14 protein-coding genes and 1 tRNA gene are annotated in these 17,947 nt (G+C 64.1%); 2 read left to right on the top strand and 13 right to left on the bottom strand.

Annotated features, from left to right (window positions below):
- Positions 1-13: 13 nt before the first annotated feature.
- Positions 14-95, bottom strand: a tRNA-Leu gene (locus RI444_RS08470).
- Between the two features lie 188 nt (positions 96-283).
- On the opposite strand from RI444_RS08470, the gene RI444_RS08465 reads away from it, so the two are divergent.
- The gene (locus RI444_RS08465) at positions 284-889 is read left to right on the top strand and encodes an ANTAR domain-containing response regulator (protein WP_021473049.1); all 606 of its coding nucleotides are present in this window, start codon (positions 284-286) and stop codon (positions 887-889) included.
- A gap of 197 nt (positions 890-1,086) precedes the next feature.
- Here the strand turns inward: RI444_RS08465 and pyk are convergent, their stop codons facing one another.
- The 11 genes from pyk to hisI form a co-directional block, all read right to left on the bottom strand.
- Positions 1,087-2,577 (bottom strand): pyruvate kinase, encoded by a 1,491-nt coding sequence (pyk, locus tag RI444_RS08460; protein ID WP_031216728.1) that lies wholly within the window; start codon positions 2,575-2,577, stop codon positions 1,087-1,089.
- 55 nt (positions 2,578-2,632) lie between these two features.
- The gene (locus RI444_RS08455; protein ID WP_021473051.1) at positions 2,633-4,090 is read right to left on the bottom strand and encodes a glutamate synthase subunit beta; all 1,458 of its coding nucleotides are present in this window, start codon (positions 4,088-4,090) and stop codon (positions 2,633-2,635) included.
- Positions 4,083-8,696, bottom strand: coding sequence for a glutamate synthase large subunit (gene gltB / locus RI444_RS08450; protein WP_207604832.1), 4,614 nt, complete (start codon positions 8,694-8,696; stop codon positions 4,083-4,085). Before gltB ends, RI444_RS08455 begins: the two co-directional genes overlap by 8 nt.
- A gap of 265 nt (positions 8,697-8,961) precedes the next feature.
- Positions 8,962-10,140 carry a prolipoprotein diacylglyceryl transferase gene (gene lgt / locus RI444_RS08445; protein ID WP_062096235.1) on the bottom strand — a complete coding sequence of 393 codons (1,179 nt, stop codon included), beginning with the start codon at positions 10,138-10,140 and terminating at the stop codon, positions 8,962-8,964.
- A 20-nt stretch (positions 10,141-10,160) separates the two neighbouring features.
- On the bottom strand, positions 10,161-10,973 hold the full coding sequence (gene trpA / locus RI444_RS08440; RefSeq protein WP_179014830.1) for a tryptophan synthase subunit alpha: 813 nt from the start codon (positions 10,971-10,973) through the stop codon (positions 10,161-10,163).
- On the bottom strand, positions 10,973-12,349 hold the full coding sequence (trpB, locus tag RI444_RS08435) for a tryptophan synthase subunit beta (RefSeq protein WP_021473055.1): 1,377 nt from the start codon (positions 12,347-12,349) through the stop codon (positions 10,973-10,975). Before trpB ends, trpA begins: the two co-directional genes overlap by 1 nt.
- A 110-nt stretch (positions 12,350-12,459) precedes the next feature.
- Entirely contained in the window at positions 12,460-13,278 is an 819-nt protein-coding gene (gene trpC, locus RI444_RS08430) for an indole-3-glycerol phosphate synthase TrpC (protein WP_021473056.1), read from the bottom strand.
- 2 nt (positions 13,279-13,280) lie between these two features.
- Positions 13,281-13,553 (bottom strand): HGxxPAAW family protein, encoded by a 273-nt coding sequence (locus tag RI444_RS08425; protein WP_021473057.1) that lies wholly within the window; start codon positions 13,551-13,553, stop codon positions 13,281-13,283.
- A 142-nt stretch (positions 13,554-13,695) separates the two neighbouring features.
- A complete protein-coding gene (locus RI444_RS08420) occupies positions 13,696-14,298 on the bottom strand; it encodes a Trp biosynthesis-associated membrane protein (RefSeq protein WP_207604833.1) in 603 nt (200 codons plus the stop codon).
- Positions 14,295-15,878 carry an anthranilate synthase component I gene (locus RI444_RS08415; protein ID WP_207604834.1) on the bottom strand — a complete coding sequence of 528 codons (1,584 nt, stop codon included), beginning with the start codon at positions 15,876-15,878 and terminating at the stop codon, positions 14,295-14,297. The genes RI444_RS08420 and RI444_RS08415 overlap by 4 nt, the downstream gene beginning before the upstream one ends.
- A gap of 57 nt (positions 15,879-15,935) precedes the next feature.
- A complete protein-coding gene (hisI, locus tag RI444_RS08410) occupies positions 15,936-16,352 on the bottom strand; it encodes a phosphoribosyl-AMP cyclohydrolase (protein ID WP_021473060.1) in 417 nt (138 codons plus the stop codon).
- 89 nt (positions 16,353-16,441) lie between these two features.
- On the opposite strand from hisI, the gene RI444_RS08405 reads away from it, so the two are divergent.
- The gene (locus RI444_RS08405; protein ID WP_021473061.1) at positions 16,442-17,086 is read left to right on the top strand and encodes a TIGR03085 family metal-binding protein; all 645 of its coding nucleotides are present in this window, start codon (positions 16,442-16,444) and stop codon (positions 17,084-17,086) included.
- Positions 17,087-17,167: 81 nt separating this feature from the next.
- Here RI444_RS08405 and hisF read toward each other — a convergent pair whose 3' ends face one another.
- Complete coding sequence (hisF, locus tag RI444_RS08400) at positions 17,168-17,944, bottom strand: imidazole glycerol phosphate synthase subunit HisF (RefSeq protein WP_021473062.1); 777 nt, start codon at positions 17,942-17,944, stop codon at positions 17,168-17,170.
- Between the last annotated feature and the right edge of the window lie 3 nt (positions 17,945-17,947).

Below are 17,947 nucleotides of genomic sequence, written 5' to 3'. Positions count from 1 at the left end.
TGCGACAATACAGTGCCCGAGGTGGGACTCGAACCCACACACCTTTCGATACCGCATTTTGAGTGCGGCGCGTCTGCCAATTCCGCCACTCGGGCGCGGAGATACCGGGTTGAAAGCGGCTCCATTTCTGTGAGCAACGCGATCCGTTCCCAGCACGCGAAACTACTCTACATGCAGATAGGCTGTTTCAAAGAACCGGACGCGCCGCGTGCAACAAAACCTGCCCTGGATGCGCCCGCACTAAGATGGACATGAACCCGCCGAACCTTTGCAAGGAGATCCCGTGACAGAACAGACGGAGTCCGCACCCGCAGCCCAGCCGGCCCGACGCGTCGTCGTTGCCGAGGATGAGACCCTCATCCGACTGGACATTATCGAGATTTTGAAGGGCGAGGGTTACGACGTCGTCGGTGAGGCGGACAACGGCGAGAAGGCCGTGCAACTGGCCGAGGAACTGAAGCCGGATCTCGTCCTCATGGACGTCAAGATGCCGGTGATGGATGGCATCTCCGCAGCTGAGAAGATCGTTAAGGCCCGGATCGCTCCCGTGGTCCTCCTGACGGCTTTCAGCCAGAAGGAACTGGTGGAGCGCGCCCGCGACGCCGGCGCCATGGCGTACGTCGTGAAGCCCTTCACCCCGGCGGACCTGGTCCCCGCGATCGAGATCGCCCTTTCCCGCCACGAGGAAATCAAGGCGCTCGAGAACGAGGTCTCGGACCTCCAGGAGCAGTTCGCCACCCGCAAGCTTGTGGAGCGCGCCAAGAGCCTCCTGACCACCAAGATGGGCCTCACCGAACCCGAGGCTTTCCGCTGGATCCAGAAGACCTCCATGGACCGCCGCCTCAGCATGCGCGAGGTTGCCGAGACCATCATCAACCAGGTCAACTAACGCCGGGAAAGGCGGCTTCCCATCCGGGAGGCCGCCTTTTGCGTGCCCAAATACACGCCCGACGGCGGCCGCCACCAAAGCGGCAACGTCACCAGCCGCCGCCAAAGCAACACAGCCCCCACCCGCCGTCGCGCCTTAAACAAAAAAACAGGACCCCGCCTTCAAAAAGGCGGGGTCCTGCCAAGCCACTACGAAGACTAGGCCTTGTTCTTGGTCTCGTCTTCAGGCCACGGTCCAACAGGTTCCTTGCGCGAACCGGAGACCTTGGAGGTGTCTGCGAGGTCGCCCACCTTGTGGACCTTGAGCGAGTTGGTGGAGCCGGCCTGTCCGGGAGGCGAACCGGCAGCGATGACCACCAGGTCCCCTTCGTCCACGAGCTTCATGTCCAGCAGGCTCTTGTCCACCTGGGCGGTCATCTCGTCGGTGTGGCCAACCATGGAGACCAGCACGGGGCGGATACCCCAGGTGAGGGCCAACTGGTTCCATACGTGCTCCACCGGCGTGAAGGCGAAGACGGGCTTCACCGGGCGCAGGCGGGAAAGGCGACGCGCGGAGTCACCGGACTGCGTGAACGTACAGATGTACTTGGCGTCCAGCTGGTCGGCGATTTCGACGGCTGCACGGGTGATGGCGCCGCCGCGGGTGCGGGGCTTGGTGCCCAGAGGGGGGACGCGTTCCAGGCCGTGTTCTTCGGTGGATTCGATGATCCGGGCCATGGTCTTGACGGTTTCGATCGGGTACTGACCCACTGACGTCTCGCCGGAGAGCATCACTGCGTCGGCGCCGTCGAGCACTGCGTTGGCGCAGTCGGAAGCCTCGGCACGCGTCGGACGCGGGTTATCGATCATGGACTCGAGGACCTGTGTGGCCACGATGACCGGCTTGGCCCAACGGCGGGCCAGTTCGATGGCGCGCTTCTGGACGATCGGCACCTCTTCGAGCGGAAGCTCAACGCCGAGGTCGCCACGGGCAACCATGATCGCGTCGAACGCATCGATGATCTCGTGGAGCTGGTCCACGGCCTGCGGCTTTTCGATCTTGGCGATGACCGGCACGCGGCGGCCTTCTTCGTCCATGATCTCGTGGACGCGCTTGATGTCGGCAGCGTCACGCACGAAGGAGAGGGCAACCAGGTCGACGCCGCGCTTGAGCGCCCAGCGGAGGTCGTCCTCATCCTTCTCGCTCAAGGCAGGAACGTTCACGGCAACGCCGGGGAGGTTGATGCCCTTGTTGTTGGACACTTTGCCGCCCACGGTCACGGTGGCAACAACCTTGACGTCGTCAACCTCGATCGCGCGGAGCGCGACCTTGCCGTCGTCGATCAGCAGGGCGTCTCCCACGTTGACGTCCTCGGTGAGGCTCTTCAGCGTGGTGGAGCAGATGTCCTTGGTTCCCGGAACGTCCTCGGTGGTGATGGTGAAGGTGTCACCAACAGCCAACTCATGCGGTCCGTCCACGAAGCGGCCCAAGCGGATCTTGGGACCCTGGAGGTCAGCCATGATCGCTACCGGCTTGCGCAGCTGCGAGGAAGCCTTGCGGACGTTCTCATAGGTGTTGTCGTGCACGGAGTAGTCGCCGTGGCTCATGTTCATACGCGCAACATCAACGCCGGCTTCCAGCACCGCGAGGGTGTTGTCGAAGCTGGAAATAGCCGGGCCGAATGTTGCCACAATTTTCGCGCGTCTCATATACCTACCCTAAGTAGTGTGCTGCTGATTGAGTAAAAGAAAGTTCCTTCCGGCGCTATAAGACCGCGATTGCCCGGTCTGTGGGGGCGACCGGCGCCGGCAGGATGGTGCTTCCCATGAGGAATTTATCCACGGCGGCCGCGCAAGCACGGCCTTCCGCGATGGCCCACACAATCAGAGACTGGCCACGCCCGGCATCGCCGGCAACAAACACGCCCTCGGTGTTCGTCATGTAGTAGCCATCGCGGGCAACGTTGCCACGACCGTCAAACTCTGCACTTACTTGTTCGGTGATACCGGCCGGTTCAGGGCCGGTGAAACCAAGGCTGAGGAACACGAGGTCCGCGGGGATGACCCGCTCGGTTCCGGCCTTGGGGAGACGCTTGCCGTCAACGAATTCTGTCTCGGCAACCTTCACGCCCGTGAGCTTGCCGTTTTCGCCAACGAACTCAACGGTGGACGCCAGGTACGTGCGTTCGCCGCCTTCTTCGTGGGCGCTGGCCACCTCGAAAAGCGTGGGGAACGTCGGCCACGGTTGGTGCGCGGCACGCTCCGACGGCGGCTGCTTGCCGATTGCGAGCGTCGTCACGGATGCTGCCTGCTGGCGGTGCGCGGTACCGATGCAGTCGGCGCCGGTGTCGCCGCCACCAAGGATCACCACGTGCTTGCCGCGGGCATCGATGTGGTTCGCGGGGTTCTCCCCCGCCACCACACGGTTGGCCGGGACGAGGTAATCCATGGCGAAGTGGACGCCGTCAAGGTCGCGGCCCGGGATGGGCAGGTCGCGGGGAACGGTGGCACCGGTAGCAACAACCACGGCGTCATAACGACGGCGGAGCTGCTCCCAGGTGACGTCGGTACCAACGGCCACTCCGGTACGGAAACGGGTGCCTTCGGCCTTCATCTGCTCCAGGCGGCGGTCAACTTGTTCCTTCTCCATTTTGAAGTCGGGGATGCCGTAGCGGAGCAGGCCGCCGATCTTGTCGTCACGCTCGTAGACGGCAACGGTGTGGCCAACGCGGGTCAGCTGCTGGGCAGTTGCCAGGCCCGCCGGGCCAGAACCAACAACGGCGACCGTCTTGCCGGTGAGGCGGGTGGGCGGAAGCGGGTGCACCCAGTCGTTGTCGAAGGCCTCATCAATGATGGAGACCTCAACCTGCTTGATGGTGACAGCCGGCTGGTTGATGCCGAGCACGCAGGAGGCTTCGCACGGCGCCGGGCACAGGCGGCCCGTGAACTCGGGGAAGTTGTTCGTGGCGTGGAGGCGCTCGATCGCCTCTTCACCCTTGTCCCGCCACATGAGGTCGTTCCACTCGGGGATGAGGTTCCCCAGCGGGCAGCCCTGGTGGCAGAAGGGAATGCCGCAGTCCATGCAACGGCCGGCCTGGCTCCTCAGGACGCCCTTTTCCTGGGCTTCGTACACTTCTTTCCAGTCCATGATGCGGACGGGAACGGGACGGCGTGGCTGCGTTTCGCGCTGCCGGACTTTCAGAAATCCGCGTGGATCAGCCACCGGTTACCTCCAGGATTCGAGACCATACTTCTTCGCCGTCGGGGTCGAGGCCTTCTTCGATGGCGTTGAGTCGGGTTTGCAGGACTGCAGCGTAATCGCGCGGCAGTACCTTGGTGATGCGGGCGGCGGTGTCGTCGAAGTTTTCGAGCAGACGGCCGGCCAGGACGGATTCGGTCTCCTCAAGGTGCTTGGTGAGGAGGCCGTGCACGATGTCGCGGTCTTCGGCATCGAGCTCCAGGAGTTGGAGCTCGCCGGAGTCCAGGGCGTCCTTGTTGACACGCTCGGGCTGCAGGTCCAGCACGTAGGCGGTGCCTCCGGACATTCCGGCACCGAAGTTACGCCCGGTGCGTCCGATGATCAGCGTCTGGCCACCGGTCATGTACTCGCAACCATGGTCGCCAATACCTTCGACGACGGCTGTCGCACCGGAGTTGCGGACCAAGAAGCGTTCGCCCACCTGACCGCGGAGGAACATCTCGCCGCTGGTCGCACCGTATCCGATGACGTTGCCGGCAATGACGTTCCGCTCCGCCTGGAACACGTTGGTGCGGTCGGGGCGGACGATGATGCGTCCACCGGACAGGCCCTTGCCAACGTAGTCATTGGAATCGCCGAACATGCGCAGGGTGATACCGGCCGGAAGGAACGCGCCAAGCGACTGCCCGGCGGTGCCGTTGAGGGTGACGTCGATCGTGTCGGTTGCCAAGAGGTCCGTACCGAACGTCTTGGTCACCACGTGGCCCAGCATCGTGCCCACGGAACGGTCCGTGTTGATGACGTCCAGGGTGATTTTCACGGGCATGCGGTCGCTCAGGGCTTCCTGTGCCATGGTGATCAGCCGCTGGTCGAAGTGCTTGTCCAGCTCGTGGTTCTGGCCCACCATGTTGCGCAGCGGCACGTCGTCGTCGAATTCGAGGCCGTGCAGGATCGGATCGAGATCCAGTCCGTCTGCCTTCCAGTGGTCGATCGCGTCGCGGGTATCCAGGACCTCGGAGTGGCCGATCGCCTCTTCGAGGCTGCGGAAGCCGAGCTCAGCCAGGATTTCGCGGACTTCTTCTGCGAGGAACTCGAAGAAGTTGACCACGAACTCGGGCTTGCCGTTGAAGCGCGCACGGAGTTCGGGGTTCTGCGTGGCAACGCCCACGGGACAGGTGTCCAGGTGGCAGACGCGCATCATGATGCAGCCTTCAACCACCAGCGGAGCGGTGGCAAAGCCGAACTCCTCACCGCCCAGCAGTGCAGCGATCACGACGTCGCGGCCGGTCTTAAGCTGTCCGTCAACCTGGACCACAACACGGTCGCGGAGGCCGTTGAGCATCAGGGTCTGCTGGGTCTCGGCCAGGCCGAGTTCCCACGGCACACCCGCATGCTTGAGCGAGTTCAGCGGCGAGGCGCCGGTACCGCCGTCGTGCCCTGAAACCAGCACGACGTCGGCCTTCGCCTTGGTGACGCCGGACGCCACAGTGCCGATCCCGACTTCCGAAACAAGCTTCACATGCACCCGGGCCGAAGGGTTGGCGCGCTTGGCATCGTAGATGAGCTGCGCGAGGTCTTCGATCGAGTAGATGTCGTGGTGCGGGGGCGGGGAGATAAGTCCGACGCCGGGCGTGGAGTGCCGGGTCCGGGCCACCCACGGGTAGACCTTTTGTGCCATCAGCTGGCCGCCTTCACCGGGCTTCGCACCCTGGGCCATCTTGATCTGGATGTCGTCGGCGTTGGTCAGGTAGAGGCTGGTCACGCCAAAACGGCCGGACGCAATCTGCTTGATGGCAGAGCGGCGCTCCGGGTCAAGCAGGCGTTCGACGTCCTCGCCGCCTTCGCCCGTGTTGGACTTGGCGCCCAGGCGGTTCATGGCGATCGCCAGTGTCTCGTGCGCTTCCTTGGAGATGGAGCCGTAGCTCATGGCACCCGTGGAGAAACGCTTGACGATGCTGGAGACGGGCTCCACTTCCTCGAGCGGAACCGAAGGACGGACGCCGGCCTTGAACTTCAGCAGGCCGCGCAACGTCATCAGGTTCTCGGACTGGTCGTCAACGCCCTTGGTGTAGGACTTGAAGATGTCGTACCGGCGTTCGCGGGTGGCGTGCTGCAGGCGGAACACCGTCTCCGGGTTGAAGAGGTGCGGTTCGCCGTCGCGGCGCCACTGGTACTCGCCGCCACCCAGAAGCGGACGGTGCGGCTGTTCGATGCCGCCGTCGGGGTAGGCCATCTGGTGCCGTGCGGAAACTTCCGCGGCGATGACATCCAAGCCGACGCCTCCCAGTTGGGAGTGGGTGCCGGAGAAGAATTCGTCCACGAGTTCCTGGGACAGGCCCAGTGCCTCGAAGGTCTGGGCGCCGGTGTAGGAAGCCACCGTGGAAATGCCCATCTTGGACATGATCTTCAGGACACCCTTGCCGAGGCCCTTGATGAGGTTGTAGACGCCATCTTCGGGCGTCACTCCAACAACGTCGCCGTTGGCAATCAGCTGTTCCACCGACTCCATGGCAAGGTACGGGTTCACGGCGGAGGCGCCGTAACCGATCAGCACTGCCACGTGGTGGGTCTCGCGGACGTCGCCGGCTTCCACCACGAGCGCCGTCTTGGTGCGGTTCGCGCTGCGGAGCAGGTGGTGGTGCACGGCGCTGACCAGCAGGAGCGACGGAATGGGGGCCCACTGGGCGTTCGAGTCGCGGTCGGAGAGCACGATGTACTGGACGCCGCGGTTGATGGCACCGGAAACCTGTTCGCAGATCTCGGTCAGCCGGGCACGCAGCGCAGCTTCTCCACCTTCGGGGCGGTAGAGGCCGCGTACCTTCATGGCGATGCGGTCGCCGTCGGGGTTTTCGATGTTCGCGATCTTGGCCAGCTGATCGTTGTTGATCACCGGGAACGGCAGGGAGATCTGCGGCTGGCGGACCTGCTTGCCGTCCAGGAGGTTGCCGTTCGGGCCGATGGCACACTTCAGCGAGGTCACGAGTTCCTCGCGGATGGCATCCAGCGGCGGGTTGGTCACCTGGGCGAACGACTGCACAAAGTAGTCGAACAGCAGGCGGGGGCGCTTGGACAGCACAGCAACCGGGGTATCGGATCCCATGGCGCCGAGGGGTTCGGCGCCGGTGCGGGCCATGGGCCCGAGCAGGATCTTGAGCTCTTCGGTGGTGTAGCCGAAGGTGCGCTGGCGGATGTTGACCGACGCTGCGGTGTGCAGGACGTGTTCGCGCTCGGGGAGCTCGTTGATGTCGATCAGGTTGTCCTTGAGCCACTCGGCCCACGGGTTCGCAGCTGCTACCTCTGCCTTGACCTCGGAGTCATCGATGATGCGGCCGGCTTCGGTGTCCACAAGGAACATCTTGCCGGGCGCAACGCGGCCCTTCTTCACGACGTTGGAGGGCTCGACTTCAATAACGCCCACCTCGGATGCGAAGACAACAAGGCCGTCTTCGGTGATCCAGTAGCGGCCAGGACGCAGGCCGTTGCGGTCCAGGGTGGCGCCGACGAGGTTGCCGTCGGTGAAGGACACTGCGGCAGGACCGTCCCAGGGTTCCATCAGCAGGGAGTGGTATTCGTAGAACGCACGGCGTGCCGGATCCATGGTGGCGTGGTTCTCCCACGCCTCCGGGATCATCATCATGATCGAGTGCGTAATGGGGCGGCCGGAGAGCCAGAGCAGTTCGGCCACCTCGTCGAAGGATGCCGAGTCCGAGGCGCCGGGGGTGCAGATCGGGTACAGCTCTTCAGGGGTGTCGCCCAACAGCGGGCTGGCCAGCTGCGACTGGCGGGCACGCATCCAGTTGCGGTTGCCCTTGACCGTGTTGATCTCTCCGTTGTGGGCAATGGTGCGGAACGGCTGCGCCAAGGGCCATGACGGGAACGTATTGGTGGAGAAGCGCGAGTGGACGATCGCAAGCTTCGTCTTGAAGCGCTTGTCCGAAAGATCGGGGTAGAACGGCTCGAGCTGCGCCGTGGTCAGCATGCCTTTGTAGACGATGGTCCGCGAGGAGAGCGACGGGAAGTAGACGCCGAACTTGTTCTGCGCGCGCTTGCGGATCCGCCAGGCACGGGAGTCCAGCTCATTGCGCTCCAGCTGCTCGCCGGTAGCAGAGGCCAGGAAGGGCTGGGAGAAGTACGGCATGCATGCCCGTGCCATGGCACCGACCAGGTCGGCGACCACAGGCACTTCGCGCCAGCCGAGGACCCTGAGGCCCTCATCGGCGGCCAATGCTTCGATGCCGGCTTTCGCCGTCGCAGCTTCACGTGACTCGGCAGGAAGGAATGCGGTACCGACGACGTACTGGCCGGGCGCCGGGAGTTCGAATTCAGCCACTGCGCGGAAGAACTCGTCGGGGATCTGCATGAGCAGGCCCGCGCCGTCACCGGTTCCCTCGTCGGCGCCGACAGCGCCGCGGTGTTCGAGATTGCGGAGGGCGGTCAGGGCCGCTTCCACGATGTCGTATCCCGGTTCCCCGCGGAGCGTGGCAATAATGGCCAGGCCGCAGGCGTCCTTCTCCGCATCAGGGTTGTAGAGACCCTGCGCCTCCGGCAGCGCAGCGAAGCGCTTGAACGGAGACATGGCACCCTGGGGTTCGATTTTTTCGGACCATCCGGGGTTATGAAGATGGGTCATGGGAGACGTCCTTCCTCGAGATCGTGCGTATGGAAGGGACAACGTTGGCCCCACCTTGCAGGCCCTTGTGATGGGCACAACAAAGCGCTAGTTAATGGAAATTGTAGGCCAGCCAGTCAACTCAGCTGAACAGCTGGGCCGACCACTGGCCCCGGCAAGACCGGTGAACATCGGTGTGTTTTGCGATCCGGATTCCGGGGTGCCACGACGCTGTGGACTGGGCCCTACGAGCGGTGACTCTGTTGCCCCTTTTTGCCGGACGCGACTACTTGGTGACGTCACCTTCCGGCGAAGATCCGGGGGCCTTCCTCGCGGCAGTACCAGCAGATTCCGATTCCGTCGTGGCCTGGGTGCCTCGGCCGGAATCCCCTGCTGCTTCCTGCGGCTGGTCAACGTGGCCCGGATCGCTTTGGTTATCTGGGAGATTATCACGGGAACCACTATCTGAGACAGATCGGTCCGCATCATGACTCGTGACGCTCGTCACCGTCGAGGCATCCCCGGCGGACCGGGAGGACGCCTCGGAAGTAGCCTCCGGGGACGGCTCCTTGCCCGGCAGATAGGGGCTGTCAGGCACCGGGCGCCCTCCCCTGCCCAGCAGGAGGAAGATCACCAGTGCCGCTAGGAACACGAAAATACTGGTCCATACGTTAAGCCGGGTGGTGATACCGAAGAGGCTGATCTGCTCGGCATCGTCTATCCTCAGCGCCTCGATCCATACGCGGCCCACGGTGTAGTACATCGCGTAGAGCCAGAACAGGCGTCCCTTCCGGAAATTGAACCTGCGGTCAAGGAGCAACAGGATGCCGACGCCTGCGAGGTTCCACAGGAACTCATAGAGGAAGGTGGGGTGGAAGAGGGTATCGGCAGCCATGCCGGCCGGGAAGTTCGCGTTGGCCGGATCAATCTGCAGCCCCCAGGGAAGCGTCGTCGGGGCGCCGAACAGTTCCTGGTTGAACCAGTTGCCCCAGCGGCCGATCGCCTGCGCCAGCAGGAGTCCCGGAGCTGCCGCATCCAGGAAGGCGGTCAGCTTGACCCCGGCCCGCCGGCAGCCAATCCAGGCACCGACGGCGCCCAAGAGCACCGCGCCCCAGATTCCCAGGCCGCCCCGCTGTATTTGCGGAATCAGGGACAAGTCACCTGTGCCGTCAAAGCCCGGGCCGAAGTAGGCGTCCGGTGACGAGAACACGTGGTAGAGCCGGCCGCCGATGATTCCCAGGGGAATCGCCCAGATGGCAATATCCCACAAGCTGCCCTCCGGAGTGCCGCGACGCTTCCAGCGGACCGAGGTGAGCCACAGGCCAACGATGATCCCGGCAAGGATGCACAAGGCGTAGGCGTGGATGCGCAACGTCCCCCACGGGAGCGGAATGTCGAATCCGGACCACGATGGGCTCGGGATGCTCATCGGGACCATGGCCGCTGCGTGGAGGACGTTGTGCATGTGCGTCGCTGTTCCTTTTCCTAGGCGTCTGCAGCTGCGCGGCCCAAGCCGGCGCTGAGGTTCTTGGTGAGTTGCCCGACGGCGTCCACGCCGCCATCGCGCAGGGCCGCCACCAGGGCAGTGCCGACGATCACGCCATCGGCATACGCGGCTATCTCGCGGACGTGGTCAGGGTTGGAAACACCCAGGCCCACGCAGACACGCTCGGCTCCCGCCGCGTGCGCCCGTGCCACCACGTCCTCCGCGCTGCTGCTGACCGACTGGCGGGCACCCGTGACACCCATGATGGAAACGCCGTAGACGAATCCACGGCTCGCCTTGACTGTCATGTCCAAGCGCTCGGGAGTGGAGGACGGGGCCACCAGGAACACGCGGTCCAGGCCGTACTTGTCCGAGGCTTCAAACCATTCAGCGGCTTCGTCGGGAATGAGGTCCGGGGTAATGAGGCCTGCTCCCCCGGCTTCTGCCAGACGGCGGGAGAACTCGTCAACGCCCATGCGCATCACAGGGTTCCAGTAGGTCATCACCAGGACTGCGGCATCCGTTGCCGCCGTAATGCCGGCAACGACGTCAAACACGTGGGAAACCCGGAAACCGTTGTTGATGGCTTCGGTAGTAGCTGCCTGGATGACGGGGCCGTCCATGACGGGATCGGAGTAAGGGATGCCGATCTCGATCAGGTCAGCGCCGTTGCGGGCCAACGCAATACCGGCGTCGATGCTGTCCTGGACCGTGGGGTAGCCGGCCGGCAGGTACCCGATGAGGGCGGCACGCCCCTCGGACTTGGCACGGTCGATCGCCGCAGCGGACTTGCTCTGGTATTGCTCGGTCATCAGTTCTGGTCCTCGTTGACATCCACGGCAGCTTCGGAGGTGTGCTCCGTCGGTCCCTTGGGCTTGCGGGTGGACAGCGTGGTGCCCTTGACGTGGCCTTCCTCATCGAGCATGTTGAACCACGCCGCAGCGGTCTCCACGTCCTTGTCACCGCGCCCGGAGAGGTTGACGATGATGGTCACCTCGGCCGGGTTCTCCTTGCCTGCCGTGAGTCGCTGGCCCACCTTGATGGCCCCGGCGAGGGCGTGCGAGGACTCGATCGCGGGAATAATGCCTTCGGTCCGGCAGAGCAGGCTGAAGGCATCCATTGCTTCCGTGTCCGTGATGGGCTCGTAAGTCACCCGGCCGATGTCGGCAAGGTAGGAGTGTTCGGGTCCGACACTCGGGTAGTCCAGGCCGGCGGAGATCGAGTGCGACTCGACCGTCTGGCCGTCCTCGTCCTGCATGAGGTAGGAACGGGCACCGTGCAGCACACCCGGACGTCCCAAGGAAATCGCTGCAGCGTGTCGTCCCGTTTCCAGGCCTTCGCCTCCGGCCTCGAAGCCGTAGATTTTCACGGAAGCGTCGTCCAGGAAACTGTGGAACAGGCCGATCGCGTTGGAGCCGCCGCCGATGCAGGCGCAGATGGCGTCCGGGAGTTTGCCGGTCTGTTCGAGGATCTGGGCGCGGGCTTCCTCGCCGATCACTTCATGGAAGAAGCGGACCATCGCGGGGAACGGGTGGGCCCCTGCCGCAGTACCCAGCAGGTAGTGGGTGTTGTCCACGTTGGCGACCCAGTCACGCAGGGCGTCGTTGATGGCGTCCTTCAGCGTCTGGGAACCGTTGGTTACCGGCACTACGGTGGCTCCAAGGAGCTGCATGCGGGCCACGTTGAGGGCCTGGCGGCGGCAGTCCTCGGCGCCCATGTACACCACGCACTCCAACCCCAGCAGGGCTGCGGCAGTCGCGCTGGCAACGCCGTGCTGGCCGGCGCCGGTCTCGGCGATGACGCGGGTCTTGCCCATGCGCTTGGCAAGGAGGGCCTGGCCCAGGACGTTGTTGATCTTGTGCGATCCGGTGTGGTTGAGGTCCTCGCGCTTGAGGAAGATCCGAGCGCCACCGGCATGCTGGGAGAAACGCTTGGCTTCGGTCAACAGCGACGGACGGCCGGAGTAGTTCTTGTTGAGGTCCTTCAGTTCGGCAAGGAAATCAGGATCGGCCTTGGCTTTCTCGAACGTGTCCTGGACCTCGTCCAAGGCAGCGATGAGCGATTCAGGCATCCAGCGGCCGCCGTACTTGCCGAAGTACGGGCCGGCAGCGTTGCGCAGCGAAATGCCACCTTGCAGGAATGCGTCGGCCGCATTCTCTTCCGAGTTGGCTGTTGGCGCGTCCACCATCAGTCTCACCGTCCTGTTCCAGTTAGTTCAATGGGTATTCACGTGCCACAAGGCAGCCTCGGACCACAGTCCGGGCTGCCTCGTAGCTAACGCCTTGCTTCAGGTGCGTCTCAGTTCCTGACAGCGATGGCAGCAGCACCAGCTGCTTTGAATTCGTTGATGCGTTCCCGCGGTGTGGCGTCGCTGACCAACGCTTCACCGACGAGGATGGCGTTGGCGCCACTCGCGGCGTAGTGCGAAACGTCATCGGCACTGCGCACGCCCGACTCCGCGACAATGACCGCCTCAGCCGGAATAAGACCGGCGAGCGAGGCGAAAAGGGAGCGGTCGACGTCGAGCGTTTTCAAGTTGCGGACGTTGACGCCAATGATGCGGGCATTGGCCGCGACGGCGCGTTCAATTTCCTGCTCGGTGTGAGTTTCCACCAGGACGTTCATGCCAAGTTCCCGGCTGAGTGCGCTGTAGTCCGCCAGTTGGGCATCGGACAGCGCGGCGACGATCAGCAGGATAAGGTCGGCGCCGTGGGCACGGGCTTCCCAGATCTGGTATTCGTCAACCGTGAAGTCCTTGCGGAGCAGGGGGATGTTCACGGTGGCGCGAACGGCATCCAGGTCGGCCAGCGATCCGCCGAATCGGCGTTGCTCCGTCAGCACGCTGATGACGGACGCACCGCCGTCTTCGTACTGCGCGGCGAGGGACGCCGGATCCTCGATCGGTGCAAGGTCACCCTTGGAGGGGCTGCGCCGCTTGATCTCCGCGATGACCTTCAGGTCTTCGCGCGTGGCGGAGGGTCCGCCGAGCGCTGCCCAGGCATCACGTGCCGGGGCGGCTGCCGCTACGCGGTCCTTCAGCTCAAGGGGAGAAACAAGCCGCCGACGGGCCTCCATGTCCTCCTTGACGCCGACGATGATGTCGTCAAGAACGGTCACGATTAGTGGCCGTTGTTCTGCAGCTTGCTGCCACCCACTCCGTAGCCGGCCTTACGCATGGCCCAACCAACAATCAGGCCGATGACCATGACTGCGATGCCGCCGATGAAGATGGGCGTGCTGGCAATCACGAAAGCGATGGAGGCAACGAGGGCGCCGACCAGCATCACAATCACGCAGGTCCAGGCAGCCGGGCTGTTTCCGTGGCCGATGGCATCAGCGTGGCTGGCCATGGCGGACTCGGCTTGGTTGGCGGACACTGTGGTTTTGCTCATGTGGAATCTCCTCGGGATGAATACTGCTTACATTCTGCCATTTATTGGCCATGGCCGGGACATCGACCGACGTCAGGGCGAGTGCCGGGCCCTTTTGTTGCGGAAGTTGATGTTCGACGGCGGCCCCGGCCGGACACGCCGCTTACGTGGGGTCTTCTCCGCGGGAAAGGCTGTCCCAACTGTCGATCTCATCGACTGGACCGGTGCCGCGCTCCCCTGCGCGGGCGGCGGCGTACTTGGTCCTGGTCTTCCAATGGCGCCCGGCCAACGGGAGCCACACGGCGCAGCCTGCCAGGAGTGCGGCCGCAACAACGGCAAGCACAGGAAACACCGTGGTGCTCACTCCGGCCTGCCCGCCGGAGACGCCGGTTGCTGCAGCGATGGAACCTTGTGCGGCACCCAACGGATCACCGAGGACCGTCCCGGCAGCCAGGATGGTACCGACAGCCGACAACCCGATGATCACCGCAATGATCCACCGGGCAATCCTGCCGGCGATGGACGCCGCAAGGGCACCGGCCAAGGCTACGAGCGCCAGGGCTGTTACTGCGGTGGCGGCCTTGTTGCCGGGTACTTGGAGGTTGCTGTTGGAAACGGCAGCCGGGTCCAAGCGGACCTCGATCCACGTCTGCGTAGTGGTGCCGAAGACCGCGAAGGCCAGAATCACGGTGGCCAGGACCACGGTCGATTTCCGGGTCCACCGCCGCTCAACGCCGGAGGTCTTGTCTTGCGCCTTTGCCGTCACGGTGCTGGAGTTCCGTCCTCGTCTGCTCCGGCCTCGCCCACGCCGTCAGCAGCGATGTTGTGCAGCGAACCGGCGGTGTGGACCGCGCGCAGGGGTGCTGCCGCCTTGTTGACGGTTTCCAAGGCCTCGGACGGCTTGTGCGAATCGGCCACGATGCCTCCGCCGGCCTGCACGTAGGCCCGTCCTTCGCGCAGCAGGGCAGAGCGAATGGCAATGGCCATATCCATGTCGCCGGCGAAGTCGAGGTAGCCCACCACCCCGCCGTAAATTCCGCGCCGGTGTGGTTCAAGCTCGTCCAGGAGGCGCAAAGCACGGGGCTTGGGGGCACCGGACAGGGTCCCCGCAGGGAAGGTCGCCTTGAGGACGTCATACGCCTTGGCGTCGGGAGCCAGCTCCCCCACCACGGTGGAGACCAAGTGCATGATGTGGCTGAAGCGCTCCACCTCCATGAACTGGGTGACGTCCACGGTTCCAGCCACGCACACCTTGGAGAGGTCGTTCCTGGAGAGGTCCACCAGCATCAGGTGCTCTGCGCGCTCCTTTTGGTCAGCCAGCAGCTCCGCGGCAAAGGCCTTGTCGGCTTCCACGGTCTTGCCCCGGGGACGCGAACCTGCGATCGGGTGGGTGATGACTTCACCGCCGGTCACGGTGACCAGCGCCTCCGGGGACGAACCCACAATTGAGTACTCCCGGCCATCGGCATCGGCGAGGCTGAAAATGTACATGTACGGGCTCGGGTTGGTATTGCGCAGGACCCTGTAGACATCCAGTGGATCAGCGGCGCATTCCATTTCGAACCGGCGCGAGATGACCACCTGGAAGACTTCACCATCAACAATGGCTTCCTTGCCGCGGTCAATGGCTTCCAGGTATTGGTTCTCGTCCCAGCGCTCCTGCACGCTGGAAGCGAAGTCCAAGGCAGCGCTTTCCAGCACCGAGACCGGCTGGGCAACGGGCGTGCTGATCTGCTCCAGCAACGCCTTGACCCGTGCCACGGCGTCATGCCATGCCTCGTCCACGCGCTCGGAGCTGTTGTCGAAGTTGATCGCGTTGGCAATGAGCAAAACTGTGCCGTCCACATTGTCATGCACGGCCATGTCCGTCACGAGGTTCAGGGCCATCTCCGGCAACTGCAGATCGTCCTCGGGCGGGGAGGTCAAGCGCTCCCAGTGGCGCACTGTCTCCCAGCCGAGGAAGCCCACCATGCCGGACGTGAAGGGAGGCAGGCCTTCAAAACGGTCGGTTTGCAGTGCCGCGATGGTGTCGCGGACGGCTTCCACGGGGTTGCCGGACGTCGGGACACCCACCGGCGGCTGGCCAATCCAGTGCGCGTTTCCGCCTTTGGTGGTCAGGGTGGCGCGGGATTTGGCGCCAATGAAGGAGTAACGGGACCATGAGCCGCCGACGGCAGCGGACTCCATCAGGAAGGTGCCGGGTTGGCCCTGCGCCAGCTTCCGGTAGAGGCCGATGGGTGTCTCGGCGTCGGCCAGTACTTTGAGTCGAACGGGGATGACACGGCTGTGGGCGGCGAGTTTCCGGAACTCTTCCAGGCCCGGGCTGATGATTCCAAGGTCCTGCATGGCTATATCTTTCCGCCTTTGTGTGAGGTGGTGAGTCAGTGGTTAAGGATGGGGGCCCTAGTCACGGTTGCCGGCGACGACGGTCAGCTCGCGTCCGTCGAAGCAGGTCCGGGTTCCCGTATGGCAGGCAGCGCCCACTTGGTCCACCCGGACCAGAAGGGCATCGCCGTCGCAGTCAAGGGCGACAGACTTCACGAACTGGACATGCCCGGAAGTGTCGCCCTTGCGCCAGTATTCCTGGCGCGAACGGGAGTAGAAAGTGACACGACCGGTGGTCATCGTGCGCCGAAGAGCTTCGTCATCCATCCAGCCCAGCATGAGGACCTCGTTGGTGTCATGCTGCTGGACGATGGCGGCTACAAGGCCTGCAGGATCGCGCTTGAGCGCGCTGGAAATCTCCTGCGGCAGGGTTGCGGCGGGGTCGCTCGCTGCCTCCGCGGCGGGAGTTGGGCTGGGGGTGGACTGCTCAGACATCAGATCAAGTCTAGTGCCTTTGCCGGGGCCCGGTTCCTGCGGCGGTTCCTCTGCGCAACAGCGGCTCGATCGTGCTAGTTTCACAAGTGATGCATTTCGTCGATCCTTCCCGAGAAGTACTGGCCGAAACCTTGCTGGCGGCCGGGCCTGACTCCCCCACGCTCTGTGAAGGGTGGCTGACGCGCGATCTTGCCGCCCACTTGTACCTGCGTGAACGCAAAGCATCCGTGGGCATCGGGCTGTTGATCCCAAGCCTGGGAAAGGCCTCGGACAAGGCGACGGCCAAGCTGGCTTCCAAGCTGAAGACTGCCGAGGACTACGCCAAGCTGGTCAAGGCGTTCCGGGCAGGCCCGCCGGCCCTTTCGCCGTTGAGGATCAAAGCCCTGGACGAGACCTCCAACCTCATTGAATACTTCGTGCACACCGAGGACATCCGCAGGGCCGGTGACCGCTGGGCGCCCCGCGCCTTGGACGAAGCCTATTCGGACGCCCTCTGGGACGATCTCATCAAGCGGGCAGCTTTCCTTTACCGCGGAGTCGATCTTGGCATCGTGCTCGTGCGGCCCACGGGACCCCGCCACGTGGCCAAGCGGGCACCCGTATCGGTGGCAATCGTCGGAGAGCCGGGCGAGCTGATCATGCACGCCCACGGCCGGACCAACCAGGCGTTGGTCACGTTCGAAGGCCAGCCGGACGCCGTCGCGCTTTTGCAATCGGCCGACATCGGACTTTAGGGCAAACCCACAACAACAACGAAAGAGCCACCTGCAGGTGGCCCTTTCGTTGTTGTGAACGCTATGTGGTTACCGTACGGGTTAACGTACTTCGAATCCGGCCTGCGCGATCGCTGCCTTGACTTGGGCAATCATGTCGTCCGGTCCGAAGTGGAACACGGAGGCAGCCAGCACAGCGTCGGCTCCTGCTTCCACAGCGGGCGGGAAGTGCTGCGGCTCCCCCGCACCGCCGGAGGCGATGATCGGAATGTTCACGGCTGCCCGGACCAGGCGGATGAGTTCAAGGTCGAATCCGTCTTTGGTTCCGTCAGCGTCGATCGAGTTCAGCAGGATTTCGCCGACACCACGGTCCGCGGCTTCCTTCGCCCAGGCAATGGCGTCGATCCCGGTGCCCTTGCGGCCGCCGTGGGTAGTGACTTCAAAGCCCGACGACGTCGGGGCGTCACCTTCGCGGGTGCGGCGCGCATCCACGGACAGCACCAGGACCTGGGAGCCGAAGTGGCGGGTGATTTCGTCGATGACCTCCGGCCGGGCGACGGCTGCGGTGTTGATCGAGGCCTTGTCGGCACCAAAGCGGAGCAACTTGTCCACCTCGGCAACGCCACGGACGCCGCCTCCGACGGTGAGCGGAATAAAGACTTCCTCGGCGGTCCGGCGGACGACGTCGAAGGTAGTCTCGCGGTTGCCGGACGACGCAGTGACGTCCAGGAACGTCAGTTCGTCGGCGCCTCCGTTGTCGTAGCGGTGCGCCAATTCCACCGGATCCCCCGCGTCCCGGAGGCCTTCGAAGTTGACGCCTTTGACTACGCGGCCTGCATCAACGTCCAGGCAGGGAATAACGCGTACGGCTACAGCCATGTG

The sequence above is a fragment of the Paenarthrobacter sp. AT5 genome (genome assembly GCF_032764245.1).
GTDB classification, from domain to species: Bacteria; Actinomycetota; Actinomycetes; order Actinomycetales; family Micrococcaceae; genus Arthrobacter; species Arthrobacter ureafaciens.
This window is presented reverse-complemented; position numbering and strand designations above follow the sequence as displayed.